Origin of the sequence: Streptomyces sp. NRRL S-1813 (assembly GCF_000719605.1) — a bacterium.
Lineage (GTDB): Bacteria > Actinomycetota > Actinomycetes > Streptomycetales > Streptomycetaceae > Streptomyces > Streptomyces decoyicus.
In genome coordinates this window covers 78,677-104,697 of sequence record NZ_JOHB01000014.1, presented here as the reverse complement: position 1 = coordinate 104,697, position 26,021 = coordinate 78,677, and the positions used below count along the sequence as shown (strand labels likewise).

Here is a 26,021-nt window from a genome sequence, read left to right as displayed (position 1 = left end):
GGAAACGATGTGGCAAGAGCTGGGTAAGAACTGAGTCGCTCAGGTATCCGATGCGCAGGTGTGCCCGTCTTCTCCGGTGACCATTGTCCAGAGCCGTCCGTTGTGCCTTAAGGCGGCCGTTAAGAAGGCAAGAACCCTTATCGAGGGTGACGGGAGATGTGGGCGCATGGGGCTGACCAGTCAGTCGCTCGAGTACACGGTGATCGTGCTGGCGGTGGCCTGCGTCGCCGCCACGGTGTGGCTCTGGCCGCGGCTGTCGCGGCGCGGGGTGCGCCCCGTGCTGGGCAGACTGGGCGCCATCATGGTCACCCAGGTTTCGATCGTGTGCGCGCTCGCCCTCGCCGTGAACACGAACTTCGAGTTCTACGGCAACTGGGACGAGCTGCTGGGCAACAACGACAAGGCCCCGGTGTCCGTGAGTCAGGGCGGCGGGCAGTACGCCTCGGTCGGCAACATCAAGGGCGGACTGGTCCAGCCGGCCGGTCCGCAGGGCCTCGATCGGGTGAGCGGGCTGCCCAAGGGACCCGTCGACAAGGTGGGCAAGGTCGAGTCCGTACGGATCGTCGGCCGCCGATCGCGGGCCATCAACCCGGGCTTCGTCTATCTGCCGCCGCAGTACTTCCAGCAGCAGTTCCGGCGGCAGCGGTTCCCCGTCATGGTCGTGATCAGCGGCTACCCCGGCGGGATCATGAACCTTGCGCAGCACCTCCAGGTGCCGCAGAACGCGGGCAAGCTGATCGCGCAGGGCAGGATGCAGCCGACCGTGATCGTGATGGTCCGGCCGACGATCGCGCCGCCGCGGGACACCGAGTGCGTGGATGTGCCGGGCGGGCCGCAGGCCGAGACGTTCTTCACCAAGGATCTGCCGGACGCCATGAAGTCCGCCTACCGGGTGGGCCATGACCCCAGCGCCTGGGGTGCGTTCGGGTACTCGTCCGGTGGTACGTGCTCGTTGCAGCTGGCGATGCGCAACCCCAAGGCCTACACCTCGGCGGTCTCGCTCTCCGGTGACTACGCGATCAAGGACGATCTGACCACCGGCAGCCTCTTCGGTCCGGGCCCGGAGGGCGCCCAGCGCGAGCGCGAGCACGATCTGCTGTGGCGGATGAAGAACCTTCCCGCGCCGCAGATCTCCGCGCTGGTCGCCAGCAGCCGTAAGGGCGAGGCGGATTACGGCGAGACCATGAAGTTCCTCCACGCCGCGAAGTCGCCGATGACGGTCGACTCGATCATCCTGCCGCAGGGCAGTCACCAGTTCGCGACCTGGCGGCGCGAGGTCGTGCCGGCCCTGGAGTGGCAGAGCCAGCAGCTGACGTTCCCGCAGGACACCCAGGCCGTCGCCCCGCCGCGCAAGCAGGGACCCGGTGCGGGCAAGGGCGGCGCCCCGGGGCAGCAGACCGGGCCGTCCAAGGCGCCGTCGGCGTCCGACGACAAGGGACGCCGACGGGTGGAGGCGGAGCGCCCCCAGGGGTGAGCCGCGAGTGAGTCGAGCAGGGGCGCCGGAGCAGTTGTCCGGCGCCCCTGTTGCGTGCGGTGAGGCTGGGACTGGGGCCGCCGGCCGAGGTGGGCACTGTGCGCCGTAGGGCTGTGGGCCCGTCCGGCTGCCCGATGCGGTGGGCGGGGCGGCCACCCCGCGCCTGCCACATGATTCGTCGAACCCCGGGTAACCGAACCTCCCATCAAGCGCACTTGCGCATCTCGCACACCGGGAAGTGACCTCATGGCGCGTACGCAACAGGGCGACGAGGCGGCGTGGTCCCCCGTGGCCGCGCGGGCCCCGCTGGCCGTCCGGATCCTTCTGCTGGTGCTGGCTTTCGCCGCGATGGTGGCGTTCGCGGTGGCGCTGGCGCGGGTCACGCTGACCCCGTCGGCGGCCTCGGTGCCGCTGACCCATCCCAACCTCCGCCCCGGCGACTCGATCCGGAGCTACCTGGGGCAGCCGCACCTGGCCGACACGGTCAAGCAGCTCGGCGGCAACGTCGTGCTGGGGATGCCGTTCGGGGTGCTGCTGCCGGTGCTGCTGCCCAAGGCGCGGGGGCTGCTCCGGGTCGGGGCGGCGACCGCACTGGTGATGCTGCTGGTGGAGCTGGTGCAGGGAGCGTTGATCACCGGCCGGGCGTTCGACATCGACGATGTGATCCTCAACTGCGCCGGCGCGCTGATCGGCTATCTGCTGCTGGGGTGCCGGCTGGGCCGCGCCGTGCATCCGCGGCGCCGGCACTGGTGGCACCGGCTCAGCGGGAAGGCGCCGGTCGGGCAGGCCGGGGCTTCCAAGGTCCGGGCGGGGTGACGGGGCGCAGATTCCGCCCGCTCCGTAGCACCCGCTCCCGCCCCTGCCCGCTGGCTCTCGCCCGTGGCGCCCGTCCCCCGTTCGGGCGCTACGGGCGGTAGACCATCCCCGGCTCGGCCGTCGCCGGGGACAGCAGCTGGGAGACCGTGACGACCGTGTAGCCGCGCTTCTTCAGCTCCTTGAGGATGCCGGGGACGGCCGGCACGGTCCCCTTGTAGATGTCGTGCAGCAGGATGATGCCGTCGCGCTCGGTCTGTTCGAGCACCCGCTTGGTGATCAGGGCCGAGTCGTTGGTCTGGTAGTCCTTGGCGGTCACGCTCCACAGGACCTGTGCCAGACCGAGGTCCTTGCTGATCTTGGAGACCTCTTCATCGGTCCTGCCCTGCGGCGGGCGCATCAGCCGGGGGGTCTTGCCGGTGATCTTGCGGACGGCGTCCTGGACGCGGGACAGCTCGCGCTTGGCCTCTGCGGGCTCGATGTCGGTCAGGATCTGGTGCGACCAGGTGTGGTTGGCCAGCTCATGGCCCTCGGCGTCGAGCCGCTTCACCTCGGCGGGGCGTTTGTCGACGTGGTTCTCGCCGAGCATGAAGAAGGTCGCGTGCACCTTCTCCTTCTTGAGGATGTCCAGCAGGCGGGGGGTGTTCTCGCTGGGGCCCGCGTCGAAGGTGAGCGCGACGCACTTGGCCTTGCGGCAGTCGACGTCACCGGCGCCGCCGGGGGCCGTGGCCTGCCCGCCGCCCTGAGAGCCCTTCGCGTCCCCGTTCTTGCCGTCCCCGTTCTTGCCGTCCTCGTTCTTCGCCCCCTTGGCCGCGGCGAGTTGGGCGTCCTTCGCCTGGACGGCGGCCGCCGGTGCGTCGGCGCGGGCGTCGGCCGGGGCGGTGACGTCGTAGTTGGCGCAGCCGCTGAGGGCCAGGGCCAGGGACGTGGCCGCCAGCAGCCCGGCTATGGACGTGCGGCGGGCCGCGGAAGTCTGCTTCGGCATGTGGGGTCTCCTTGGACGCGGGCCATGAACGGTGAGCCCATGACCTGCGGTTTTGCGCATGGCAAAGCCGGCGCGCACGAGGCATCGCCGCGTCGCGCCCACCCTCGGTCACAGCGGTCGAATGGACTCGAGGGGACTATACATAGGGAGTACACACCGCATGTATACGTGGGGTGTGTACGCGGCGTGTGTATGTGGGCAGGAGGGGGAAGGGGGCGGTCCGTGTGACTGTCGGCGCAGGCCGTCCGCGGTCACCCCCGATCGGACGCGCCCGCCGCGACACCCCGCCCCCGCCGGGGTGGACTCGTACCGTGACCGCACCGCCGCCGGACGACTGTCTGGCCCGTAACGACTGGATCTGCGGCGACTACCTGAGCACCCGTCGGCAGATCCTGCTCGACGCGACCGGCCAGCACATCCAGCTGACGGTGATCTCGGTGGCGCTCGGGCTGGTGATCGCGGTCCCGTTGGCGCTGCTGGCCCGCCGCAGGCGCTGGACGGTCGGACCGGTGCTCGGCATCACCACGGTCATCTACACCATCCCGTCGCTGGCGATGTTCTCGCTGCTGCTGCCGGTCTACGGGCTGTCGGCCACCCTCGTCGTGGTGGGCCTCGCCCTGTACTCCCTCACCCTGCTCGTACGGAACATCCTGGCGGGGCTGGACGGCGTCCCCGCCGAGGCCAAGGAGGCCGCCCGGGGCATGGGGTACGGGCCGATGCGCCAACTGCTGACCGTCGAGCTGCCGCTGGCCGTACCCGCCGCGATGGCCGGGCTGCGGATCGCCACCGTCTCGGCGGTCGCGCTCACCACCGTCGGTGCGATCGTCGGTTACGGCGGGCTGGGCAACCTCATCTACGCCGGCATGAATTCCTTCTTCAAGGCGCAGGTGCTCACCGCGTCCGTGCTGTGCGTGATCATCGCGATCGTCTTCGATCTGCTGCTGCTCGGCGCGGAACGGCTGCTCACTCCCTGGCGCCGGGCCGGCCGGAAGACGCGGGTGCAAAACCGGGCCACGGCGGGAGTGAAGCGGCTGGTCACAGCCCCAGGGCGGCGGACATGAACACCCTCTCGGCGGTGTGGACCTGGCTGACCACTGCCGCCAACTGGTCCGGTGAGAACGGTGTCTGGCACCGCCTCGAACAGCATCTCGTGCTGACCTTCTCCTGCCTGGTGATCAGCGCCCTGATCGCGTTGCCGGTCGCGCTGACCCTCGGCCACCTCGGCCGCGGTGGCGCGCTGGCCGTCAACCTCGCCAACATCGGGCGTGCGGTGCCGACCTTCGCCGTGCTGGTCCTGCTTCTGCTCACCCCCATCGGACGGTACGCCCAGTGGCCGACGATCATCGCGTTGGTGCTGTTCGCCATCCCGCCGCTGCTGACCAACGCGTATGTCGGGATGCGCGAGGTGGACCAGAACGTGGTGCGGGCCGCGCGGGGCATGGGGATGACCGGGACGCAGCTGGTGTGGCGGGTCGAGGTGCCGCTCGCCTTTCCGCTGGTCCTGACCGGCATCCGGATCGCCGCAGTCCAGCTGGTGGCCACCGCCACGCTCGCCGCGCTGGTGGGCGGCGGTGGCCTCGGCCGGATCATCACCGCGGGATTCAACCTGGCCAGCACCCCCCAGGTGGTCGCCGGTGCGGTGCTGGTCGCGGTGTTCGCGCTGCTGATGGAGGCCGCCTTCGAGCTGGCGCAGCGGTGCGCACCGGACTGGGCGCGGGGGCGGAGCAGGTGAGGGCGGCTGTGGCGGCGGCCCTCACGGTTCTCCTGGCCGTCGCGCTCCCGGCCTGTACCACCGGTCCCTCCCTGGAGACCCGCTCCGCGATCACGGCCTCCCCCGGCGACAGTCACGATCTGGCCATCGGCTCGGCGGGTTTCACGGAGAGCGAGCTGCTCGCCCAGATGTATGCGGCGCTGCTCGACCACGCCGGGTACCGGACCCGTGTCCTGACGGTCGGCAACCGGGAGCTCTACGAACCCGCCCTGGAGGCCGGGCAGATCGATGTCGTCCCCGAGTACGCCGCCACCTTCGCGGACTGGCTCAACGCCAAGAACAAGGGGTCCAAGGCGGCCCCGGTCGCCTCGCCGGAGCTCGACGCCACCATGGCCGCGCTGCGCCGGCTCGCCGGCCGCCGCGGCCTGACCGTCCTCCCGGCGGGCCGGGCCGTCGACCAGAACGCCTTTGCTGTGAGCGCCGCCTACGCCCGCACACACCACCTCAAGACCCTCAGCGACCTGGGCCGCGCCAAGCTGCCGGTGCGTCTCGCGGCGGGCGATGAGTGTGTGCAGCGGCCGTTCTGCGCGCCGGGACTCAAGAAGCGGTACGGGATCAACATCACCGCCATCGACCCGAAGGGCGTCGGCACCACACCCGCCAAGCAGGCGGTGCAGAACGGGCAGGACCAGATGGTGCTGACCACCAGCACCGATGCCACCCTCGACCAGTTCGGGCTGGTGCTGCTCGCCGACGACAAGAAGCTCCAGAACGCCGACTTTGTCGTCCCCGTCGTCAATCACGCCCGCGTGGGCAGCGAAAGGGCGGCCGCCGCGCTCAACCGCCTCAACGAGGTCCTGACCACGGCCGGCCTGGCGCACCTCAATGAGCAGGTGGACAGCTGGCGGCGGCTGCCGGCGGATGTGGCCCGCAACTACCTCCGGTCCGAAGGGCTGTTGCCGAAGAGCTGACCTCTGCCGGTGCGGGCGGGGTGTTTCACGTGAAACGCCGCGAGCCAGGCAGGGCGGGCGTTTCACGTGAAACACCCCGCCCCTCCCCGCGAGCTCACTGCGTAGGAACCGAATCCACCTCGGCCCGCTCCCGCGGTACCCCACGCTCGTCCGAGTCGATGGTGCGGCGCAGGGCCTCATGGAGCGTGGTCGGGGTGAGGACGCCCACGAACCGGTGACCGTCCAGGACCGCGATCCAGCCGGCGTCGTGTTTGAGCATCTCACTGAAGGCCGCCTTGAGAGTGCCGGACACCGGTACCCAGGCCTCCATCCGGCGGGCGTGACCGGCGACCGTGCCCTCCACTCCGGTCAGTACCTCCGTGCCCACCCAGCCGTGCAGTTGGCCCTCCTCGTCGAGCACCACTGCCCAGCGGGCGCCCTCGGCCCGCAGCCGGGCCGCGGCGCCCGCGGCGGGTTCGCCGAGCCGGACGAACGGCGGGCGTTCGAGGTCGCCGCGGTCGATACCGGTGACCGAGAGCTGCTTCAACGCGCGGTCGGTGCCGACGAATTCGGCGACGTACGGGGTGGCGGGGGCGCCGAGAACACTCGCGGGGGTGTCGTACTGCTCGATTCGGCCCTCCCCGTAAACCGCGATCCGGTCGCCGAGCCGGATGGCCTCCTCGATGTCATGAGTGACCAGCAGCACCGTCTTGTGCATGGTGGCCTGAAGCCGCAGGAACTCCTTCTGCAGCCGGTCGCGGACGACCGGGTCGACGGCGCCGAACGGCTCGTCCATCAACAGCACCGGCGGGTCGGCGGCCAGGGCACGGGCCACCCCGACCCGCTGACGCTGACCGCCGGAGAGCTGCTCGGGGTAGCGCGGGCCGTAGACGGCCGGATCCAGGCCGACCAGGTCCAGGAGTTCGGCGGCCCGCTCGCGCGCCCTGGCCTTCTTCCAGCCGGTCAGAAAGGGCACGGTCGCGGTGTTGTCGAGGACGGTGCGATGCGGGAAGAGACCGGTCTGCTGGATGACATAGCCGATGCTGCGGCGCAGTTCGACGGGGTCGACGCCCGCGACGTCCGAGCCGTCGACGTAGATCCGCCCGTGGGTGGGGTCGATCAGCCGGTTGACCATCATCATGGTCGTCGTCTTGCCGCAGCCGGACGGTCCGACCAGGGTCACCAGCTCACCCTCACCGACCTCGAAGGAGAGGTCGTCGACGGCAGTGGTCCCGTCGGGGTACCGCTTGGTGACGGAGTCGAACCGGATCATTGAGCCATTGAATCCCGCGGCCCGGGACCGGACCCGTCACGCGGGCAATCGGGTGGGCGGTCGCCGCCCGTCCCCGCCCCGTCGCCCAGTCGGTACCCGGCGTCCGGCACGGTCTCGATCACCGGGGGATCGCCGAGCTTGGCGCGCAGCTTGCCGAGCGCGACGCGTACGGCGTTGATGCGGTAGCTGGTGTGCTCCTCCCAGACCTCCTCGATCAGCTCGTCGCCGCTGACCACCGCGCCCTGGGCGCGCAGCAGCACCTCCAGCACACCGAATTCCGTGTGGGACAGCGCCAGCGGCCGGCCGTCGCGTACCGCCAGCCGGCGCGCGGTGTCGACGGTGACGCCGGCCCGCTCGATGATCTGCGGAAGGGCGGGACGGGTGCGCCGGCCCAGCGCCAGCACCCGGGCGAGCAGCTCTTCGTGGACGAACGGCTTGGTCAGATGGTCGTCGGCGCCCGGGCCCGGGGCCTCGACGCGTGCGCGGCCGGTGCGGGGGGCGGTGAGCATCAACACCCGGGTCGACAGCCCCTGTTCCGCCATCTGCCGGCAGATCTCGTCGCCGGGCAGGCCGGGCAGATCGCGGTCCAGGACGAGCACGTCGTACGCCCCGAGCCGCAGTGCGGTCGGCGCCGCGCGGCCGTCGTGGACGATGTCCACCGCGATCGCCGCACGGCGCAGTCCCGCGGCGATCATGTCCGCGAGCAACTCCTCGGCCTCCACCACCAGTACGCGCATGGCGTCATATCTACCCGAGGCGGACCTTTCGGTGCCGCAATCCCCCTTCGTCGCTCCCTGCGGACGAGGGAATTCACCACGCTGGAGTCGGCCGGCGCCCGGAGCAGGGCGAAACGGGCACGGGACGCCGACGGCGCGGACCGTCGGGCCGGGCCGGGTGCCTGCACGGCCGCGCCGCGCCGAACGGAGGGCCGGACAGCCCCGGCGTGAGGGGCCGTACGAGTTGCTTCCGCCGCACCGCCTCTCCTCCTGCCGCGTCCGGCCCCACCGGCGTGCTTACGATCCACTTCGGCCACCGGTCGGAAGGGTGGAAGGGAACGCCACGATGAGAGCCGTAGCAGTCAGCGCATTCGGTGAAAAGCCGCAGCTCATGGATCTGCCACAGCCCGAACCAGGGCCCGGTGAGGTCCTGGTGCGGCTGTCCGCCGCCGGACTCAACCCCGTCGACTGGAAGATCGCCGATGGCATGTTCGGGGATGCCATGCCGGTCGGCTTCCCCCTCGTCCTCGGGTCGGACGGGGCGGGCGAGGTACTCGCGATTGGGGAGGGTGTACGGCGGTTCACCGTCGGCGACGCGGTGTTCGGCCAGTTCCAGCGGCCGGAGCAGGGCGGCGGCTCGTACTGCGAACTCGCCGTCACCGACGAGAGCCGCCTCGCGCACGCCGCCCGCAGCGTCACCTACGCCACCTCCGCGGCGCTGCCGACGGCCGGCATGACCGCATACAACCTGGTCGAGGAGACCCGGGTCACCGAGGGCACGCGGGTACTGATCGTCGGCGCGACCGGCGGTGTCGGCACCTTCGTCACCCAGCTGGCGGCCGGCCGCGGCGCCGAGGTGATCGCCACCGCGCGCCCGGCCAAGGCGGAGCTGATGCGGACGCTGGGCGCAGCGGAGACCGTCGACCACACCGCGGGTCCGCTCGCCGACCAGGTGCTCGCGGCCCATCCGGACGGTGTCGATGTGCTGATCGACATGATCGGCGGCCCCGCCGAGTTCGCCGGGCTGACCCGGACCGTACGCGACGGGGGGACGGCCGTCTCGCTCATCGGCTCGGCCGACGCCGACGAGCTGACCGAGCACAACCTGCGCGGCTTCAACTTCGTCAACCGGCCCTCCCCGCAACTGCTGGAGATCCTCGCCGGCCATGTCGACGCGGGCCGCCTGACGGTTCTCGTAGGACGCGAGGTCTCCCTGGAAGAAGCGCCGGAGGCCCTGGAGTCCAGCCGCACCGGCCGGGCACAGGGCAAGACCGTCCTGGCGGTCTGAGCGGCGGTCCGAGCGGCCGTCAGGGCCTGGAACCGGGGCCTGGAACCAGGGCCCCGGGTCAAGGGCCGTCGGCGGCGCGGGCGAACCGTCGTATGAGCAGTGCCCGCGCCGCCGGCGGCCCCGCCGCGGCCAGCGCCGCGGTCAGGGCGCCCGCGCCGGCCACCAGCCAGACCCCGGTGCGCAACGGACCGGTCAGCGCATCGGCGTAGGCGCCCGCGGCGGGCCGGGAGATCACGGCGGGCAGCGCGTCCAGGGCACGGCTGCGGACCAGCGTGAGCGCAACGGCCAGCAGGGCGGCGGCGGCCGCGCACCCCAGCCCCGCACAGATCAACGCCCGCCGCCGGCGCCGTACCAACAGCAGCCCGCCGGCCAGGCACAGCGCCGCGGCGGGCGGCAACAGCAGCGCCCCCGTGTCAACGACCTTGTAGACGGCCCGGATCCGCGGCACGTCCGGGCCCTTCAGCAGCACGATCTCCACCCCGGCCCGCGGCACCCGGCGCAGGATGTCGAGCCCCATACCGTTGCGGGACAGCTGGTGGGTGACCCGCTCCACGACCGGTGTGAGATCGAGGGTGACCGCGGAGCGGCCGGACGCGGTCAGGCTCCCGTCCAGGGTCCGGTGGGCGGTCCGGTGCACCCCGTTCCACATCGAGGGGAAGTGGCGGCCGGTGACGACCTGCCGCACCTGCTTGTCCACGAACTCGCGGATACCGCGGGTGAAGTGTTTCCGCAGCGCGGGGCGCTCGGCGCGCGGTACGGCGCGCAGCAGCCCGTCGAGCCGGACATGGGCCATCACCCCGTTCGTCACATCGTCGACGACCGCGTCCTGGACGGCGGCATTCCCGGCCAGCGGCGCCACCGTCGCCACATAGCTGTCGGTCTCGGTCAGCTCGGCCCGTGCCCAGGTGGCGGCCAGACTCAACGGCAGCAGCAACGCCCCCATCAGCAGCAGCACCCCGCCGGCCACCGCGCGCCCACGCCGCCGCGGCGACCGCTCCCGCTCCGTCATCCGCCCGTCCTGGCGTACGGGGGCGCTCGCTGACATCGCGTCTGGTCCCTCCTGCCCGGCGGCGGACTGCGGCGCGTCCCATGGCTCGGCCGGGCCCGGGGAGACCCATAAGACGTGCGCCCTACGGCCATCTCCCAGGCAAGTGCGAACCCCGGCCGCCCGCGAGCGGGGCCGGTGCCAATGGGTGACCGGGCGCGCCCACCGGGGACGGGTCCGCGGCTCCGGGCATGCCCACGGGTGACCGGGCGCCGCGGTGCCGGACCGTGCCCAGGGGTGACCGGGCACGGTCCGGCTGCGGCTGCGGCTGTGGCTCCGGCTGACCGGGCCCGCGCCCGCCGCCCTCAGTGCGGCTGCGCGGCGCGCCGCCGCCGTACCGCCCGCACCACTCCCGGCCCGAACAGGGCGGCGGCCGCGGCGGCCCCCGCCCACCACATCCAGCCGTCGCCGCCCCCGGCCTCCGCCTGCGTCTCCGGCACGTCGTCCAGATCGCCCGAGCAGGCCGTGGGGGTGTAGGAATCGCCCACGTAGACACAGACCGTGGCGGCGGCGCGCAGGGTGCCGGGGGCCGCGGTGGCGGTGGGTCCGGTGCGGGCGCCGAGTACGGCCGAGGCAGTGAACACCTGGATGTCGTGCGCGGGCAGATCCGCCCGCCAGACCACCTTCTGCTCACCCACGTCATGCCCTTCGACGGTGCCGCCGGGCGCGGTGGCGGAGGTGGTGGTGGCCGGCATCTCCTGTTCGATGCGGGCCCCGCGGACCTCGGTGGGGCCCATGTTGTGCACGGTGATGCGGTAGTCGAGATGTTTGCCCGACTCGGCATCGTCACGGCCGTCGGTCACGGCCACCGTGACCGAGACGGCGGGCGGGGCCTGTGGGGCGGACGCGGCGGCGGAGGGTCCGGGGAGCGTGGCGGCGCACAGCAGCGCGCAGACAACGGCGGTTCTCATGCCGTCATCCGAGCACCGCGGCCCCCGTCACCGGCGGCAGGCGGGCTCCTCCCCGGCCGGGTTCACCCGAGTGAGGGCGGGCGGCCCCGTCCCTCAACGCCGATGCGGCCCCGACCGGTGCACCGGACCATGGGCGTCCTCGCAGTGGCCGGTCTGCTCCTCCGGATCGGTGTCGGGCCGCGGGCTCAGCGTCAGGACGTCGTCGGGCGAGCCCTGTTCGCCGACGTGGTCGACCTGGAGGGTGGCGTGGCTGATGCCGTACTCGCCGCTCAGCAGCTCCTGGAGACTGCGGCGGACCTTGTGGCAGTCGCCGCCCGGCGCCACGAGGATGTGCGCGGACAGCGCCGGCTGCCCCGAGGTGATCAGCCAGATGTGCAGATCGTGCACCTCGACGACCTCGTCCGTGGCGGCCAGCCGCTCGCCCAGGGCGTCCGGGTCGACGCCCGTCGGCGCGGCCTCCATGAAGATCCGTCCGGACTCGCGCACCAGGCCCGTACCGGCCCGCAGCATCAGCACGACGACCACGAGCGAGGCGATCGCGTCCGCCCGCTCGAAGCCCGTCGTCAGCACGATCAGACCGGCGAGAGCGGTGGCGACGAACCCGAACAGGTCGGTGAGGATGTGCTGGTAGGCGCCCTCGACGTTCAGGCTGGAGCGGTTGGCCTTGGACAGCAGCCAGGTGCAGATCAGATTCACCACGATCCCGGCCAGCGCGGTGACCAGCACCAGCCCGCCGGTCACCTTCGGCGGCGAGATCAGCCGCTCGACCGCCTCGTACGCCAGCCAGACCGACAGCAGCAGCAAGGTGATGCCGTTGGCCTGCGCGGAGAGGATCTCGGCGCGCTTGAGCCCGTAGGTGTAGCCGCCGCGCGCCGGACGCGCGGCCAGTCGCATCGCAACCAGGGCCAGCACGATCGAGACCGCGTCGGTGAGCATATGGGCGGCGTCCGAGATCAGTGCCAGGGACTGCGCCACCACACCGATGACGACCTCGACCGCCATGTACGCGGTGAGCAGGATGAGCGCGCTGCGCAGCCAGCGCCGGTCGGCGTCCGGTGCGACCCCGTGCGCATGGCTGTGGCTGTGCCCGTGGCTGTGGGCGTGCTCGGTCATGGGCGCGCTCCTTCCTGGCTCCTCGTGCGAAGCAAACCGCACTTCGGGCAAAGATCCAAAGGCTGCATCGGTGACCGTTGTCATTACCGTCAAACGGCCTATCGTGCCTGGTCAGAGCGGTGCTGGAAGCGGAGGGGAGCGGGCGCGGGAAACGGAGCTGGGATGTCCGCTTCCAGCGGGCGTGGGAAGCCGTCGAGGCCCCCGCGCCCGGGTAGCATCCGGCGCTATGAGCGCTACGGGCGAGACCGCGCGGCCCGCACCCGGCAAGGGCCAGATCCTGGCGGTGCTCGGCCTGCTGGCCGCCGTCGCCATTCTGTCCACCCACCACGAGGGCCTCCCCTTCTGGCTGGGTGCCCTGACCGGCGTGGTCGCCGTCCTCGGCTACCTGGTCTGCTTCGACTCCCCGCGCGGCATCTGGCAGTGGTTCCCGGCGGGCGTGGGCTTCTGCGCGGCGTTTCTGTTCGCGGGGCAGTTCCTGATCGCGCTGCTGGCGTGAGCGCGCGCGGCAGGTGACGGGTCCGGCCCGGCCCGGGCGGCCGCCTCTCTGCGGTTCGTGGGGGGCAGCGGGACCGCGCGACCCGACCGGTCAGTAAAGTTCGGCTCCCGTCCCCCGGACCGGTGCCCTTCCCGGGACCGGCCCCTCCCGACCTCTGAGGTACTCGGCAGTGAGCCCCGCACCACCCGCCCCGGCCGCTCCTGAACCCCTTTCCGTCGTCGGCATCGGGGCCGACGGCTGGGACGGACTGCCCGCCGCCTCCCAGCAGGCCCTGCGGACCGCCGAGGTGCTGATCGGCGGGCCCCGCCAGCTCGCGCTGCTGCCCGAGGAGTGCGCCGGTGAGCGCGTCCCGTGGCCCGCGCCGCTGCGCCCCGCCGTCCCCGGACTGCTCGCCGCGCACGCCGGGCGCCGGGTCTGCGTGCTGGCCAGCGGCGACCCGATGTTCTACGGGATCGGGCGGACCCTGACCGAGGTGCTGGCGGAAGGGGCAGCGGCCGCCCCGGGGGAGCCTCGGCTCCGCGTCCTCCCCCACCCCTCCTCCGTCTCCTACGCCTGCGCCCGCCTCGGCTGGCCGCTGGAGGACACCGAGGTCATCACGCTCGTCGGACGGCCCACCGAGAACCTGGTCCGTGCGCTGTACGACGGCCGCCGCGTGCTGGTGCTGTCCGCCGGGGCCGGTACCCCCGCCGAGGTCGCCGCCCTGCTGCGCGCCCACGGCTTCGGCCCGACCCGTATGCGCGTACTGGAGCAACTCGGCGGCGACCGTGAACGGACGGCCGAGGGCACCGCCGACGGCTGGGACGCCCCGCCCGCCGACCCCCTCAACGTCATCGCCCTCGACTGCCGCCGCGCGCCCGGCACTCCGCCCCTGTCCACCGTCCCCGGTCTGCCCGACGCCGCCTACGAACACGACGGCCAGCTCACCAAGCGCCCTGTCCGCGCCGCCACCCTCGCCGCGCTGGCGCCCGCCCCCGGCGAACTCCTGTGGGACATCGGCGGCGGCTCCGGCTCCATTGCCATCGAGTGGCTGCGGGCGCACCGCAGCTGCCGCGCCGTCAGCGTCGAGCGGGACGCCGTACGGGCCGAGCGGATCGGCCGTAACGCGGCCTCGCTCGGCGTACCGGCGCTGCGCATCGTGCACGGTCCCGCGCCCGCCGCGCTGGACGGTCTGCCGACGCCGGACGCGGTGTTCATCGGCGGCGGGCTGACCGCCCCCGGCCTGCTGGCCGCGTGCTGGGAGGCGCTGCCGGCGGGCGGCCGGATCGTCGCGAACACCGTGACGCTGGAGTCCGAGGCGCTGCTCGCCGACCACTACCGGAGGTACGGCGGCGAACTGGTCCGGCTCGCGGTCGCCCATGCGGTGCCGGTCGGCGGCTTCACGGGCTGGCGGCAGGCGATGCCGGTCACCCAGTGGTCGGCCGTGAAGCCGCAGGCCGCCTCCCCGTCCCCGTCCTCCCTCCCCCAGGAGACCGAGCAACCATGACCGTCCACTTCATCGGCGCAGGTCCCGGCGCCGCCGACCTGATCACCGTGCGCGGTGCCCGTACGCTCGCCTCCTGCGGGGTCTGCCTCTACGCGGGCAGCCTGGTGCCGCGCGAGCTGCTCGCCGAGTGCCCGCCCGGCGCCCGGCTCATCGACACCGCTCAGCTGGACCTCGACACGATCACCGCCGAGATGGTGCGCGCCCACGAGGAGGGCCACGACGTCGCCCGGCTGCACTCCGGTGACCCGTCCGTCTTCAGCGCGGTCGCCGAGCAGATGCGCCGGCTGGACGCGGCCGGGGTGCCGTACGAGGTGGTGCCGGGCGTCCCCGCGTTCGCCGCCGCGGCCGCCGCCCTCAAGCGCGAGCTGACCGTCCCCACCGTCGGCCAGACCGTCATCCTCACCCGCGTCGCCCAGCGCGCCACCCCCATGCCCGAGGGCGAGGACCTCGCCACGCTGGGCCGCAGCGGCGCGCTGCTGGTCCTCCACCTGGCCGCCATGTATGTCGACCGGGTCGTCGGCGAACTCCTGCCGCACTACGGCGCCGACTGCCCGGCCGCCGTCGTCGCCATGGCCTCCCGCCCCGACGAACTCGTGCTGCGCGGCACCCTCGCCGACATCGCCGGCCAGGTGAAGGCCGCGGGCGTGGTCCGTACGGCCGTCATCATGGTCGGCCGCACCCTGGGCGCCGAGCAGTTCCGCGACAGCCATCTCTATTCGGCGGACCGCGAGCGGCCGCCCGGCGGGTGCGGTGTGCAGGACTCCGCGCCCGCGGACACTCCCTGAGTCCGGACGCACCAAAGCCCCGGGACGGGAGGTCCCGGGGTTCCGGTGCGTCCTGCTCGTGGGCGGCTGCGCCGACGGGGGAGCAGGTTCCCCTTCGGTCTCAGATCTCAGAGACCGCTGGTCTGCACCGAGGCCAGGGCGGAGCCGGAGAGCTGCGCGCTGACGCCTTCGGGGGAGATCGACGCGCCGCCGCCGACGAAGCCGCCGACGAAGCCGCCGACGTTCACGGAGGCGCCGTGCCCGGCGATCTCGGCGCCCGCGTTGGCGCCGGCACCGGCGATGCCACCGGCGATGTTCTCCAGCTCGCTGTCGGAAATCTCCGTGGCGGCAGGGGTGAAGCCGTTGCGCATGATGTGCCCTTCCCGTAAAAGCTGTGGATTTTCAACCAACGCAGGCCGAATTATGGCTGGGCAATCCGGCCGCAACACGGTCGCCCGGCACCGGAAATGTGGCACCCGTAATGGCGTCCGTGTGTTCGTGAAATGCAATCACGGCACGTGGTTTCGCGGCAAATTATCGCCAGATTTTTCACCGGCCTGAAATGCGCCGCAACAGCCGCCTTGACGTGCGGCTTTGCCCGATTCCTGCGGACGGTCCCCTTGCGTGGCAGCTGCGGGACAACGGTCATGGAATGGACCGTCATGCCCCCTTGGGTCCCTCGGGTAAATCCGCGGACCGGGTTCGCCGAGTGCCCACCGCCGAGCGTGATGGCAGGAGATGTCTGCATTTTCCGCGTAACGCGGGTTATAGATTTATGCCGAACCCTGAAACGTCCTTTAGGCCGCCGGAAGCGAATGAATTGCCCCGCGGCCGTGCTTTCGGCGGAGTCCCGTACCGGGAGGCACTGCCTTCGCCGCGCGCCCCATCGCCCGTCCGTAGGCCTCCCGGGACCGTCCGTATGACTGTATGACCGCATCGGGGTGAATGTCCGTTACTCGGCTCCCGGGGGCCGGTAAGGAAGCTGCTACACCCAAGGGGGGCCGAAGCAAAGGAGTACGCCACGATGCGTACCAGACTGGCCGCCGGTGCGGTCGGCGCCGCAGTCCTGCTGACGCTCGTCGGCGGCAATGTCGCCGGTGCCGACGGCAGGGAGCATGTCGCGCAGGCGACGGACACCCCGGGACAGCGGCACGACAGCTCGCCGTGGATGCACAACAGCCCGGGCCGGATGACCGACCAGCCGAGCCGGATGAACGAGCGCCGGGAAGGGCGCTACGACCGCCGGGAAGGCCGCTACAGCCGCCCCGGGTTCCGCGACAACCCGCTCCAGCTGACCACCTGCGCCCTCGGCACGGTGCTGGGCAGGCTCACCGGCCGCGGCAACGACTGTGCGGCCAACCGGTACGGGTTGCGCACCTGACAGGTTCGGAGGTGGGGGGAGCCCTTCAACGGAGAGGGCTTCCCTGGCCGGTGTCCCCCGGCCCCCGCGGCTCCGCCCGTCCCACCACCATCCCCGCCCGGTCGATACAGATGACATCGACCGCGACGGGCGCGTCCCGCAGCACGGCCAGCGACTCGTCGCGCGCCGTTGCCGCCACCAGATCCCCCAGGGGGACGCCCGCCGCGGCGCACAACTGGAGCGCCGCCAGACCCGTATTGGCTTCCGCCACCGCCCCCGCCAGCGCCTCGTCCGCCCCGCCCCGCCGGGCGAGTTCCGCAAGGAATCCCTTGTCGACCTGGGACCGCGCGGAGTGCAGATCCAGATGCCCGGCCGCCAGCTTGGACAGCTTGGCGAATCCGCCGCAGATGGTGAGCCGCTCCACGGGATGGCGCCGGATGTACTTCAGCACCGCCCCTGCGAAGTCGCCCATGTCCAGCAGCGCGTCCTCGGGCAGGTGGTGCAGGGCGACGGCGACCTTCTCCGACGTCGATCCCGTACACCCGGCCACATGCCGCCGTCCCGCCGCCCGCGCCACATCCACGCCCCGCCGGATGGAATCGATCCAGGCCGAGCAGGAGTACGGCACGACGATCCCGGTGGTCCCCAGGATCGACAGCCCGCCCAGAATCCCCAGCCGCGGATTCCAGGTACTCCGGGCGATCTCCTCCCCGTGATCGACGGAAATCTCCACCTCGACATCGGCCGTCGCCCCCGGCCCGCCGCCGTAGCGCCGGGCGACCTCCGCGAGATGCTCCCGCATCATCTGCCGCGGTACGGGATTGACCGCCGGCTCACCGACGTCCAGCGGCAGGCCGGGCCGGGTCACGGTCCCGACCCCCGGACCGGCCTTGAAGACGACCCCCGACCCGGCGGGCAGCGCCCGCACGGTGGCCCGGACGAGCGCCCCGTGCGTCACATCCGGATCGTCGCCCGCGTCCTTCACCACCCCCGCCATGGCGGCCGTCCGCCCCGGCGCAAGTTCCTCCACCGCCAGCGCGAAGGACGGCGTCTGCCCCTTCGGCAGCGTGATCGTCACCGGATCCGGGAACTCGCCGCCGAGCAGCGCCGTGTACGCGGCCGTGCTCGCCGCCGTCGCACAGGCGCCGGTCGTCCAGCCGTGCCGCAGCCCGGTGTGCGCGAGCTGCGCGCTACGCCCTCCGGTGGCCTTGCCCGTACCCTGCGGTTGCGCTTCAGCCACGGAGGAACCCACATCCCATGCCCGACGCAGCTCGCCCGCCGCGCCACGTACTGATCCTCGGCGGCACGACGGAGGCCCGCCGCCTGGCCGCCGGCCTGGCACCGGAGCCGTCCCTGCGCGTGACGACCTCGCTGGCCGGCCGGGTCGCCGCGCCCCGGCTGCCCGCCGGGGAGGTACGCATCGGAGGGTTCGGCGGCCCCGAGGGCCTCACCCGCTGGCTGCGCGAGCACGCGGTGGACGCGCTCATCGACGCCACCCATCCTTTCGCCGACACGATCAGTTGCAGTGCGGCCCAGGCCGCTGCCACCGCCCATGTTCCCCTGCTCGCCGTCCGCAGGCCCGGCTGGGTGCCAGGACCCGGCGACACATGGCACCAGGTCGCCTCCCTGGACGAGGCCGCCGCCGCGCTCCCCGCCCTCGGCACCCGCATCTTCCTCACCACGGGCCGGATGGGCCTCTCCCACTTCGCCCACCTCACCGACCTCTGGTTCCTGGTCCGCTCGGTGGACGCGCCCGAGCCCCCGTACCCGCCGCGGATGACCACCCTCCTGGACCGCGGCCCCTTCACCCTGGACGGCGAACGGGAGCTCCTACGGGAACACCGCATCGACGTCCTGGTGACCAAGGACAGCGGTGCCGCCGCGACCGCCGCCAAGCTGACGGCGGCGCGGGAGGCGGGGGTGCCGGTGGTGGTCGTACAGCGGCCGCCTTTGCCGGAGGGCGTTCCGGTGGTGCCGGGTCCGGAGGAGGCCGTGAACTGGGTCCGCCGTATTTTCAGCGAGGCCAATTCACGCTGAGGCGATTGGCTTCGCGGACTCTTTCCGCTAACTCTTCGCGGCGCTTCACGGATTCCTCCGGAGTCTCCTCGGGTGTCTCCTCGGGTGTCTCCTCACCGCCCGGTTCACGGACGGTCGTGGATTTTCCCCCCTCCTCGCTCACGGGGCGCACTTCCGCACCGCGTCCGCGAGCCGGCGTGCGACCTCGGGGGTGCAGCGGCCCAGCTCCACGAGCGGCCGCGGAAAGTGCTCCGCCAGCGAGACCACGTCCACGGCCAGCGACGGCAGGGTGATGCCCGCGCCCTTCAGCGCCGTCCGCAGCTCGCTGCACGCCTGCTCCGCGTCCCTGATCTTCCCGGCCGCCGGACCGCGCTCCGCCATTCCCATTCCCATCCACCTTCTCCGTTCGAGTCCTGACTGGGCTGCAAAAGCCCTTTCCCAGTCCTAGAGTCGGCACAACGGGCCACCTCCGAAAGGGAGTTGGCGTTGCCGTCGGAACGGGACAACAGGGGGATGGGGGAATTGGCGAATGGTCGAAAAGAATTCCGAGGACGAGGGCTCGGCTCGTTGGGTCCTTGCGTGTGAACTCCGCCGGTTACGGGAGTCGTCCGGCAGGTCGCTGGCCCGGCTGGCCGACGAGATCAAGTACGACCGCACCTACTTGCATCGCCTGGAGACCGGCGAACGACTCTCGAAGCTGCCGGTCATGGAGGCACTGGACCGGACGTACGGCACGGGCGGGCTGCTGGTGCGGTTGTGGGGGCTGGCACGGCTGGACGCCTTCAAGGACAAGTACCGGGAGTTCATGAAGTTTGAGGCGAAGGCGACGATCATGCAGAAGTACACGATGGTCGTGCCTGGCCTGCTCCAGAGCGAGCCCTTTGCTCGCGAGGCGCTTGCATCGGCACCGGCGCCCATAAGTCAGCGCGAGCTTGAAGAGAACGTCGCTGCTCGACTGGGCAGGCAAGAGCTGCTGCATCGCAACCCTCCTCCGGATGTCCGGATCATCCTTGATGAATCAGCGCTGCGACGCCCGGCGAGCGACCCCAAGGTCTGGCATGACCAGCTGACACGAATCGTGGAGGCTGCCGATGCTCCGCACATGACCATCCAGGTGATCTCGTTCTCCGCCGGGCTGCATGGCTTGATGGGCGGTTCGCTATCGCTGTTGTGGATGGCGGACGGTAGCTCTGTTGCCTACGTGGAAGGCAACAACTCCGGTGACTTGATCGAAGAACCAGAGGAGGTGGCTCGATACCGCCTGACCTACGATCGCCTCCGAGATGCGGCGCTTTCGCCGCACGATTCGGCAGCATTCATGCGGCAGTTGGTGGAGGACAGCGGACCATGACGACATTTCAGGGCCTGGTGGGCGTTGCGTGGCGCAAGAGCAGCTACAGCGACGGTGGAGACAACAACTGTGTCGAGATCGCGGACGGTTTCCCCGGCGTGGTCCCCGTCCGTGACAGCAAGTACCCGTCCGGCGCTGTGCTGCTGTTTCCGGCCGCCGCTTGGTCGGCCTTCATAGGTTGCGTGACGGCTGATCGGCTCCACTGAGGTGACTGGAGGGCAGCAGGCCATGGACACGATCCCTGACTTGGTCGGTGCCGCGTGGCGCAAGAGCAGCTACAGCGACGGCGGAGCCGACAACTGCATCGAGATCGCGGACGGTTTCCCCGGCGTCGTCCCGGTCCGTGACAGCAAGTACCCGTCCGGCGGTGTGCTGCTGTTTCCGGTTGATGCCTGGGCGGGCTTCATGGGTGGCGTGAAGGAGGGCGCATGGACTGGGGGACGCTGCTCGCGACGTTGAGCGGCGGCGTCATTGCGATCTCCGGGACCGTTCTCGCCGATCGTCTGCGCCATCGGCACGAGAGCGAGCGCAACAGCGAGGCGCGGCGGCGGGCGGTGTACATCGAGTTCATCACCGCCGCCGGGGTGGGCCATGCGCGGCTGCGGCAGATCGCCCAGTGCCCGGAGGCCGAGGCCGACCTCGCTGCGGCCGCCCGCGCGGCACTGAGCGACGCCGGGATCCGTGAAGTGCGCGAGCGGCTGTTCATCGACGCGACGACCGACATCGCCGGTGCCGGGCAGGCGATGTTCGAGCGGCTGCGCGCATTGCAGCGCGTTGTTGCTGAGGGCGCCGGGCAGTCATCGCCCGCGTTCCACGACGTCTACCACCCGTATCTCGAAGCCGTATGGGCCTATCGCGTGGCGGTGCGCGAAGAACTCGAAGGCAAGTCCTTCGCCCCTGCGGCCTTCGGGTGGGAGGAGTGGGACGGCAAGGACCGGTGTGCGGTCTGCCGCCGGGAGGCAGCGGCCACCGGGGCCTGAACGCCGGTCCTTGGGCCGCCGGCTTTGGCCGGTGGCCCCGAGCCGTGCTGCTCTCGCCATGGCAGCGTCCACCGACGCGTTTCGGCAGAGAAATTGGCTGGATTGCGCGCTGCCGACGTGAATGCAGGAACCATCACTTATGGTGACAGGTTGTCAAACCCTAGGGAGGCCCTGGACCGCGGCTCCTTCGAATTTTGGAAGGGTTTGACTGCTTGGGTGAGACAGAATTAAAGCGGGGATCGGGGGAAGTTTTGTCGGGTACTAAAGTCGATCCGAAGTCGCTGCGTGCGGCCGCGGTGCATGGCGAAGAGATGCAGGCCGGCATCGGGAATGCCCTGGGAAGCCTGAGCGCACAGCATCAGGGTTTGCCGGGGCAGGCGCCGGGGTTTGAATTCGCTGACGAGTTGCTGAGAACGCATCAATGATGGCAAGGCCGGCTCCATGATGTGGGGAAAGAGTGCGGTGAGGTCACGCGATCCCTCAGGGCATCTGCGGGTGAATACCAGAAGAACGAAGAGGAAACTGCCAACGCTTTCACTCGGCCCGCTGGAAACCTTGTTTCCGTTCGCCCTGCGGCACAGAGTTCTGCCCGCTACGACAGTCCTTTTGGGTGATGTCGATGACTCTGACCGTGCGAGACCTGGAAAACCTCCGTTTTTCCGCACTGGAAAGCGTGAAGGATGAATGGGCACAGATGGCCCAGCGGCTCGGGGGGTATGGCGACCGAGTGGATACTCATATGCTTCGGCCCCTGAGTCATGACTGGTCTGGAGAGGCGGCAGATAAGGCGCAGAAGCGTATGCGCAGGCTGAGCGAAAATTTCCAGTTCAGCGGCCAGGAATGCGCACTCGTTCAGACGACCCTGGACGGCGCCATCACCGAACTCCGGGCACAGCAGAAGATGCTCCATCAGGCAATGGACAGGGTCAATCAAAAAGGGTACAGGGTGACTCCGACCGGTGAGGTCGTGTATGCCGACGACGGAGATATACCTACGGGAGACCCTGACGCAGGTGTGCCGGCTAAAGAGTATGAGCGGCGCACTCTTGAGGAGGACATATTTGCCGTCCTGCGCAGTGCCCAAGAAGTAGACGCACGCTATCGCCTGGCTCTGGCGAGACTACGGGTCGGCCGAGGGCTTGCAGTGAACGGTCTGGAGTCGCAACGGGATGCCTCGGACATCTCCAAGATTGCGGGAGTGGCCGTCGGGCTCGAATCAACTCCGGCGAAGGGTACCGACCCGAAGAAGGTCCGAGACTGGTGGAACGGGCTGAGCGAGGAGGAGCGGGAGGAGCAGCTGGCGCTGAATCCGAGCGTGATCGGAAACCTCGACGGCATCCCCGCGAAGACTCGTGACAAGGCGAATCGCGTTAACCTTGACCGGCTGATCGACAGGTATCCGCCTGGAACGGAAGTTCCGCCAGGCGTGGCGCGGCAGCAAGAGGGCTTCGAAGTGATCAGGGCCCGCTTGGCGAAGGATTCCGGCAAGGAACCGGAACCGTTGCTGCTCGGCATCGGGCCGGAGGGGCAGGGGCGGGCCATCCTGTCGTATGGAGACCCCGATACTGCGGACAACGTCGCTGCCTACGTCCCCGGACTCAATACGCAACTCAGGGACGTCGGAAAAGAAGACGGGGATCGCGCCCGGAATATTTGGGATTCCACGACTCTTGCTGACGGACATCACAAGACGGCCTCAATTGTCTGGCTTGGATATGACGCTCCGCAGCTGGGCCCGGACCGGTTCAATGAGAGTGACATGTCAGTCGCCGGGGAAGAGCGGGGTAAGCGGGGCGGCGCCGACTTCGGTAATTTCCTGGACGGAATTCAGGCAACTCATCAGGGCGACCGGCCGCATGTAACAGCGATTGGGCACAGCTATGGATCGTTCACGCTGGGCCAGGCGGCGCAACGCGAGGGCGGGATCCCTGCTGATGACATCGTCCTCGTGGGCAGTCCTGGGACGGGAGCACAGAGAGCCGAGCAGCTCGGGGTCGGCGCAGACCATGTGTGGGTAGGTGCGGCCGAGAACGATCCGGTCACTCATACCCCTTCTCAATTGGAAGAGAGCTTTGGCATTGCCGGACACCTCATGGATCCGCATGAGGTGCAATTCGGGCAAGATCCGGCCAGTGAAGACTTTGGTGGGCGTCGATTCAGCGTCGCGGACGGTGATTACCAGAATTCACATTCGAATTACTTTGATGAGGAGAGCAGCGGAGACTCGCTCAAAAATATGGGAAGGATCGTGGCCGGACGTCCGGACCAGGTTTCCTTCCAAGGAAGGCGGTAGAGGTGAGGAGTCGGCAGGCTTTCTTCGCAGTAGTCGCCAGTGTGGTGCTCGCGTCGGGCTGTATGAGCGGTTGCTCGTTGTTGCGGAGCGATCCCGAGCCAACTATGCACGTGGGTCAAGCTGTCAAGCGGATCGACTTGGCCCTGGAAGAGACTTTCGCGACGGTGCGCCCACATCTTAAATGGCGTGACGGCCCGGCCAAAATGAATGAACGAAGGAATTCGTTCACGAATACGGCGGACGGGGAAGTGTCCGTTGGTAGGACTCGCTATGTGCGGACCAGCCTGTCCAAGGCGAAGCTTGCCGAGCTGGCCGAGAGAGTAGAAAAACACTGGCGTGCGGTGGGGTACAAGATCGGCGATGTCCATTCCAGCGAGCCCGCGTTTTCCGGGACGGCGTCAGACGGGTGCATCATAAAATTCGCGGTGGGTGGCTCCGGTAACGTCTATTTCTACGCCGGCGTCGGCGCCATATCCCCCGGGTACGGCGGTGAAGTCGAGGGAGAAGAGGGTGACAGATTTCCCAAGGCGCCGAATGGTGGCCCCGACTACACGCCGGACGTGCGGGACCCGTACTGGTCCAAGTGACCTCGCGCCGACGCACGCTTACAGCGGTAGTGCGTGACTCTGCCCGTGGCCCCGCCCCGGGGCCACGGGCAGGGGCAACCCCTCTTCGCCCTACTTCTCCGACTGCTCCGGATACCTCCGCGGCGTCCACACGACCTCGGTCCCGTCGTCGCGCCGTACCGCCCGGGTCTGGGACGAGCCGACGATCAGGAGAGTGCGCATGTCGACCTGGAGCGGGTCCAGGTCGGCCAGGTGGACGGTGCGGACGGATTCCTCGGGGCCGCCGATGTCGCGGGCGAGGATGACCGGGGTGTCGGGGGCGCGGTGTTCCAGGAGGAGTTCGCGGGTCTTGCCGACCTGCCAGGTGCGGCTGCGGGAGCCGGGGTTGTAGAGGGCGAGGGCCAGGTCGGCGGAGGCCGCCGCATGGAGGCGTTCGGCGATGACTTCCCAGGGCTTGAGGCGGTCGGAGAGGGAGATGACCGCGTAGTCGTGGCCGAGCGGGGCGCCGGCGCGGGCGGCGGCGGCGTTGGCGGCGGTGACGCCCGGCAGGACGCGTACGGGGATGGCACGGTACGGGTCCTGGGAGGCGACCTCCAGGACGGCGGTGGCCATGGCGAAGATGCCGGGGTCGCCGCCGGAGACCACGGCCACCCGACGGCCGCGCCGGGCGAGGTCGAGGGCGAGTTCGGCGCGTTCGGACTCGACCTTGTTGTCGGAGGCGTGGCGGCGCTGGCCGGGGCGCAGCGGGACGCGGTCCAGGTAGGTGGTGTAGCCGACGAGGTCTTCGGCGGCGGCCAGCGCGCCACGGGACTCGGGGGTCAGCCAGAGAGGGCCTGCGGGGCCGGTGCCGACGACCACCACTTCGCCCGGACCGGAAGGTGCGGCGGCCTCGTCGGCCTCCGCTCCGGGCGCGCTGTAGGACTGCTCGGCGACGCGGCTCGGGACGACGGTGACGGAGAAGTACGGGACCGTCTCGGCGTCGATGTCCGTCAGCTTCTGCGTGCGTTCGCCGGGCATGGTGGCGCGTTCGACGTAGTGGGCCTCCGGCAGGCGGCCGGAGCGTTCCATGGCGCGGCGGACGGCGGGGAAGGTGCGGCCGAGCTTCATGACGACGGCGGTGTCGGTCGAGGCCAGACGGGCGGTGAGTTCTTCCTCCGGGAGCGTGCCGGGGAGGATGGTCAGGACCTCGTCGGCCTCGGCGAGCGGCTTGCCCAGGCGGGCCGCGGCGGCGCTGATGGAGGTGACGCCGGGGATGACCTCGGTCGGGTAGCGGTGGGCCAGCCGCTTGTGCATGTGCTGGTAGGAGCCGTAGAAGAGCGGGTCGCCCTCGGAGATGACGGCGACGGTGCGGCCGGCGTCGAGGTGGGCGGCGAGGCGGGCCGCCGCGGACTCGTAGAACTCGTCCAGGGCGCCCCGGTAGCCGCCGGGGTGGTCGGTCGACTCGGTGGTGACCGGGTAGACCAGCGCTTCCTCGAGGTGGTCGGCGCGCAGGTGCTCGGCGGCGATGGAGCGCGCGATCGAGCGTCCGTGGCGGGCGCTGTGGTAGGCGATGACATCGGCCCGGTCGATCACCTGGACGGCCCGGACCGTCATGAGGGACGGGTCGCCGGGGCCGAGGCCGACCCCGTAGAGGCGGCCAGGGCCAGTCGTCTTCGCGACGCTGCCGTCACCGGTTGCCTGCTGCTCGCTCACGCTTACTCTTCCTCGCTTGCCATGGCGTTGATCGCGGCCGCGGCCATGGCGCTGCCGCCACGACGGCCGCGCACCACGATGTGGTTCAGCTTCGACGGGTGGGCGATCAGCGCGTCCTTGGACTCCGCGGCGCCGATGAAGCCGACGGGTATGCCGATCACGGCGGCCGGGCGGGGCGCGCCCTCCTCGATCATTTCGAGGAACCGGAAGAGGGCGGTGGGGGCGTTGCCGAACGCGACCACGGCGCCTTCCATACGGTCCCGCCACAGCTCCAGGGCCGCGGCGCTGCGGGTGGTCCCCATACGGGCGGCCAGGTCCGCGACCGACGGGTCGGCGAGCGTGCACAGCACGTCGTTGTTCGCCGGCAGCCGTTTGCGGGTGACGCCGCTGGCGACCATGTTGGCGTCGCAGAGGATCGGCGCTCCGGCGTGCAGCGCCTTGCGGGCGGCTGCCACCACGTCGGGGGTGAAGGCCAGATCGCGTACCAGGTCGACCATGCCGCAGGCGTGGATCATCCGGACCGCTACCTGGCTGACGTCGGCGGGCAGCCCGGCGAGATCCGCCTCGGCGCGGATGGTGGCGAAGGACTGGCGGTAGATCGCCGCACCGTCCTTCTCGTAGTCGAACGCGGTCACTCTGGCCTCGGGGGTGTCGGGTGCGGGAGGGCTCGGTGGTTCAGGTGGATCGGGCGGTTCACATGAATCGGGTGGCTCGGGTAATTCAGGCGGTTCACATGGCTCG

29 protein-coding genes are annotated in these 26,021 nt (G+C 70.5%); 18 read left to right on the top strand and 11 right to left on the bottom strand.

The features are described from left to right. Window positions 1-166: 166 nt before the first annotated feature. Window positions 167-1,474: an alpha/beta hydrolase gene (locus IF67_RS0121340; RefSeq protein WP_030987965.1), complete on the top strand. Its 1,308-nt coding sequence runs from the start codon at window positions 167-169 to the stop codon at window positions 1,472-1,474. A gap of 246 nt (window positions 1,475-1,720) precedes the next feature. Continuing rightward, window positions 1,721-2,290 (top strand): VanZ family protein, encoded by a 570-nt coding sequence (locus IF67_RS0121335; RefSeq protein ID WP_234341228.1) that lies wholly within the window; start codon window positions 1,721-1,723, stop codon window positions 2,288-2,290. Between the two features lie 88 nt (window positions 2,291-2,378). Here the strand turns inward: IF67_RS0121335 and IF67_RS0121330 are convergent, their stop codons facing one another. Beyond that, a complete protein-coding gene (locus IF67_RS0121330; RefSeq protein WP_030987961.1) occupies window positions 2,379-3,272 on the bottom strand; it encodes a polysaccharide deacetylase family protein in 894 nt (297 codons plus the stop codon). 311 nt (window positions 3,273-3,583) lie between these two features. Here IF67_RS0121330 and IF67_RS0121325 point away from each other — a divergent pair, with 311 nt between their 5' ends. From IF67_RS0121325 to IF67_RS0121315, 3 genes are read left to right on the top strand one after another with little or no spacing between them, the layout of a single operon-like run. Further along, window positions 3,584-4,333 (top strand): ABC transporter permease, encoded by a 750-nt coding sequence (locus tag IF67_RS0121325; RefSeq protein ID WP_030987959.1) that lies wholly within the window; start codon window positions 3,584-3,586, stop codon window positions 4,331-4,333. Beyond that, window positions 4,330-5,004 carry an ABC transporter permease gene (locus tag IF67_RS0121320; RefSeq protein ID WP_030987957.1) on the top strand — a complete coding sequence of 225 codons (675 nt, stop codon included), beginning with the start codon at window positions 4,330-4,332 and terminating at the stop codon, window positions 5,002-5,004. The genes IF67_RS0121325 and IF67_RS0121320 overlap by 4 nt, the downstream gene beginning before the upstream one ends. An 8-nt stretch (window positions 5,005-5,012) precedes the next feature. Next, on the top strand, window positions 5,013-5,954 hold the full coding sequence (locus IF67_RS0121315; RefSeq protein WP_324608890.1) for an ABC transporter substrate-binding protein: 942 nt from the start codon (window positions 5,013-5,015) through the stop codon (window positions 5,952-5,954). Window positions 5,955-6,048: 94 nt separating this feature from the next. Here IF67_RS0121315 and IF67_RS0121310 read toward each other — a convergent pair whose 3' ends face one another. Both IF67_RS0121310 and IF67_RS0121305 read right to left on the bottom strand, forming a co-directional pair. Continuing rightward, entirely contained in the window at window positions 6,049-7,206 is a 1,158-nt protein-coding gene (locus tag IF67_RS0121310) for an ABC transporter ATP-binding protein (protein WP_030987952.1), read from the bottom strand. After that, the gene (locus tag IF67_RS0121305) at window positions 7,203-7,943 is read right to left on the bottom strand and encodes a response regulator transcription factor (RefSeq protein ID WP_030987949.1); all 741 of its coding nucleotides are present in this window, start codon (window positions 7,941-7,943) and stop codon (window positions 7,203-7,205) included. Before IF67_RS0121305 ends, IF67_RS0121310 begins: the two co-directional genes overlap by 4 nt. A 325-nt stretch (window positions 7,944-8,268) precedes the next feature. Between IF67_RS0121305 and IF67_RS0121300 the strand changes: the two genes are divergently transcribed. Continuing rightward, window positions 8,269-9,210, top strand: a complete 942-nt coding sequence (locus IF67_RS0121300; protein ID WP_030987948.1) for an NADP-dependent oxidoreductase — start codon at window positions 8,269-8,271, stop codon at window positions 9,208-9,210. Between the two features lie 58 nt (window positions 9,211-9,268). On the opposite strand, the gene IF67_RS0121295 is transcribed toward IF67_RS0121300, so the two are convergent. From IF67_RS0121295 to IF67_RS0121285, 3 genes are all read right to left on the bottom strand, one after another. Next, window positions 9,269-10,255, bottom strand: coding sequence for a hypothetical protein (locus IF67_RS0121295; RefSeq protein ID WP_030987946.1), 987 nt, complete (start codon window positions 10,253-10,255; stop codon window positions 9,269-9,271). A 305-nt stretch (window positions 10,256-10,560) separates the two neighbouring features. Then, window positions 10,561-11,166 carry a hypothetical protein gene (locus tag IF67_RS0121290; RefSeq protein ID WP_030987945.1) on the bottom strand — a complete coding sequence of 202 codons (606 nt, stop codon included), beginning with the start codon at window positions 11,164-11,166 and terminating at the stop codon, window positions 10,561-10,563. Window positions 11,167-11,259: 93 nt separating this feature from the next. Then, window positions 11,260-12,279, bottom strand: a complete 1,020-nt coding sequence (locus IF67_RS0121285; RefSeq protein ID WP_030987943.1) for a cation diffusion facilitator family transporter — start codon at window positions 12,277-12,279, stop codon at window positions 11,260-11,262. A gap of 226 nt (window positions 12,280-12,505) precedes the next feature. Here IF67_RS0121285 and IF67_RS0121280 point away from each other — a divergent pair, with 226 nt between their 5' ends. The 3 genes from IF67_RS0121280 (at window position 12,506) to cobM (ending at window position 15,043) form a co-directional block, all read left to right on the top strand. Then, window positions 12,506-12,775 carry a hypothetical protein gene (locus IF67_RS0121280; RefSeq protein WP_234341226.1) on the top strand — a complete coding sequence of 90 codons (270 nt, stop codon included), beginning with the start codon at window positions 12,506-12,508 and terminating at the stop codon, window positions 12,773-12,775. 169 nt (window positions 12,776-12,944) lie between these two features. Beyond that, a complete protein-coding gene (locus tag IF67_RS0121275; RefSeq protein WP_030987941.1) occupies window positions 12,945-14,258 on the top strand; it encodes a bifunctional cobalt-precorrin-7 (C(5))-methyltransferase/cobalt-precorrin-6B (C(15))-methyltransferase in 1,314 nt (437 codons plus the stop codon). Further along, window positions 14,255-15,043 (top strand): precorrin-4 C(11)-methyltransferase, encoded by a 789-nt coding sequence (gene cobM / locus IF67_RS0121270; RefSeq protein WP_051818391.1) that lies wholly within the window; start codon window positions 14,255-14,257, stop codon window positions 15,041-15,043. Before IF67_RS0121275 ends, cobM begins: the two co-directional genes overlap by 4 nt. A gap of 107 nt (window positions 15,044-15,150) precedes the next feature. Here the strand turns inward: cobM and IF67_RS0121265 are convergent, their stop codons facing one another. Further along, the gene (locus IF67_RS0121265) at window positions 15,151-15,393 is read right to left on the bottom strand and encodes a hypothetical protein (protein ID WP_030987938.1); all 243 of its coding nucleotides are present in this window, start codon (window positions 15,391-15,393) and stop codon (window positions 15,151-15,153) included. A 653-nt stretch (window positions 15,394-16,046) separates the two neighbouring features. On the opposite strand from IF67_RS0121265, the gene IF67_RS0121260 reads away from it, so the two are divergent. Next, on the top strand, window positions 16,047-16,403 hold the full coding sequence (locus IF67_RS0121260; RefSeq protein WP_030987936.1) for a hypothetical protein: 357 nt from the start codon (window positions 16,047-16,049) through the stop codon (window positions 16,401-16,403). A gap of 25 nt (window positions 16,404-16,428) precedes the next feature. Here the strand turns inward: IF67_RS0121260 and IF67_RS0121255 are convergent, their stop codons facing one another. Beyond that, window positions 16,429-17,622, bottom strand: coding sequence for a cobalt-precorrin-5B (C(1))-methyltransferase (locus IF67_RS0121255; RefSeq protein ID WP_030987934.1), 1,194 nt, complete (start codon window positions 17,620-17,622; stop codon window positions 16,429-16,431). 17 nt (window positions 17,623-17,639) lie between these two features. Here IF67_RS0121255 and IF67_RS0121250 point away from each other — a divergent pair, with 17 nt between their 5' ends. Continuing rightward, entirely contained in the window at window positions 17,640-18,419 is a 780-nt protein-coding gene (locus tag IF67_RS0121250) for a cobalt-precorrin-6A reductase (protein WP_030987932.1), read from the top strand. Window positions 18,420-18,557: 138 nt separating this feature from the next. Here IF67_RS0121250 and IF67_RS0121245 read toward each other — a convergent pair whose 3' ends face one another. Then, complete coding sequence (locus tag IF67_RS0121245; protein ID WP_051818389.1) at window positions 18,558-18,785, bottom strand: hypothetical protein; 228 nt, start codon at window positions 18,783-18,785, stop codon at window positions 18,558-18,560. Between the two features lie 142 nt (window positions 18,786-18,927). Here IF67_RS0121245 and IF67_RS0121240 point away from each other — a divergent pair, with 142 nt between their 5' ends. From IF67_RS0121240 to IF67_RS43810, 7 genes are all read left to right on the top strand, one after another. Then, the gene (locus tag IF67_RS0121240; protein ID WP_030987929.1) at window positions 18,928-19,749 is read left to right on the top strand and encodes a helix-turn-helix domain-containing protein; all 822 of its coding nucleotides are present in this window, start codon (window positions 18,928-18,930) and stop codon (window positions 19,747-19,749) included. Further along, the gene (locus IF67_RS0121235) at window positions 19,746-19,955 is read left to right on the top strand and encodes a DUF397 domain-containing protein (protein ID WP_030987927.1); all 210 of its coding nucleotides are present in this window, start codon (window positions 19,746-19,748) and stop codon (window positions 19,953-19,955) included. The genes IF67_RS0121240 and IF67_RS0121235 overlap by 4 nt, the downstream gene beginning before the upstream one ends. A gap of 22 nt (window positions 19,956-19,977) precedes the next feature. Further along, window positions 19,978-20,208 (top strand): DUF397 domain-containing protein, encoded by a 231-nt coding sequence (locus IF67_RS0121230; RefSeq protein WP_030987926.1) that lies wholly within the window; start codon window positions 19,978-19,980, stop codon window positions 20,206-20,208. Further along, window positions 20,178-20,729 carry a hypothetical protein gene (locus IF67_RS0121225; RefSeq protein WP_030987924.1) on the top strand — a complete coding sequence of 184 codons (552 nt, stop codon included), beginning with the start codon at window positions 20,178-20,180 and terminating at the stop codon, window positions 20,727-20,729. The genes IF67_RS0121230 and IF67_RS0121225 overlap by 31 nt, the downstream gene beginning before the upstream one ends. 212 nt (window positions 20,730-20,941) lie before the next feature. Continuing rightward, window positions 20,942-21,154, top strand: coding sequence for a hypothetical protein (locus IF67_RS43815; RefSeq protein ID WP_158713139.1), 213 nt, complete (start codon window positions 20,942-20,944; stop codon window positions 21,152-21,154). 194 nt (window positions 21,155-21,348) lie between these two features. Further along, a complete protein-coding gene (locus tag IF67_RS41810) occupies window positions 21,349-23,022 on the top strand; it encodes an alpha/beta hydrolase (RefSeq protein ID WP_158713138.1) in 1,674 nt (557 codons plus the stop codon). A gap of 110 nt (window positions 23,023-23,132) precedes the next feature. Further along, window positions 23,133-23,609, top strand: coding sequence for a hypothetical protein (locus tag IF67_RS43810; protein ID WP_234341224.1), 477 nt, complete (start codon window positions 23,133-23,135; stop codon window positions 23,607-23,609). Window positions 23,610-23,699: 90 nt separating this feature from the next. On the opposite strand, the gene IF67_RS0121215 is transcribed toward IF67_RS43810, so the two are convergent. Both IF67_RS0121215 and IF67_RS0121210 read right to left on the bottom strand, forming a co-directional pair. Next, entirely contained in the window at window positions 23,700-25,280 is a 1,581-nt protein-coding gene (locus IF67_RS0121215; protein WP_030987919.1) for a precorrin-2 C(20)-methyltransferase, read from the bottom strand. 2 nt (window positions 25,281-25,282) lie between these two features. Then, window positions 25,283-25,915 (bottom strand): precorrin-8X methylmutase, encoded by a 633-nt coding sequence (locus IF67_RS0121210; RefSeq protein WP_030987917.1) that lies wholly within the window; start codon window positions 25,913-25,915, stop codon window positions 25,283-25,285. Between the last annotated feature and the right edge of the window lie 106 nt (window positions 25,916-26,021).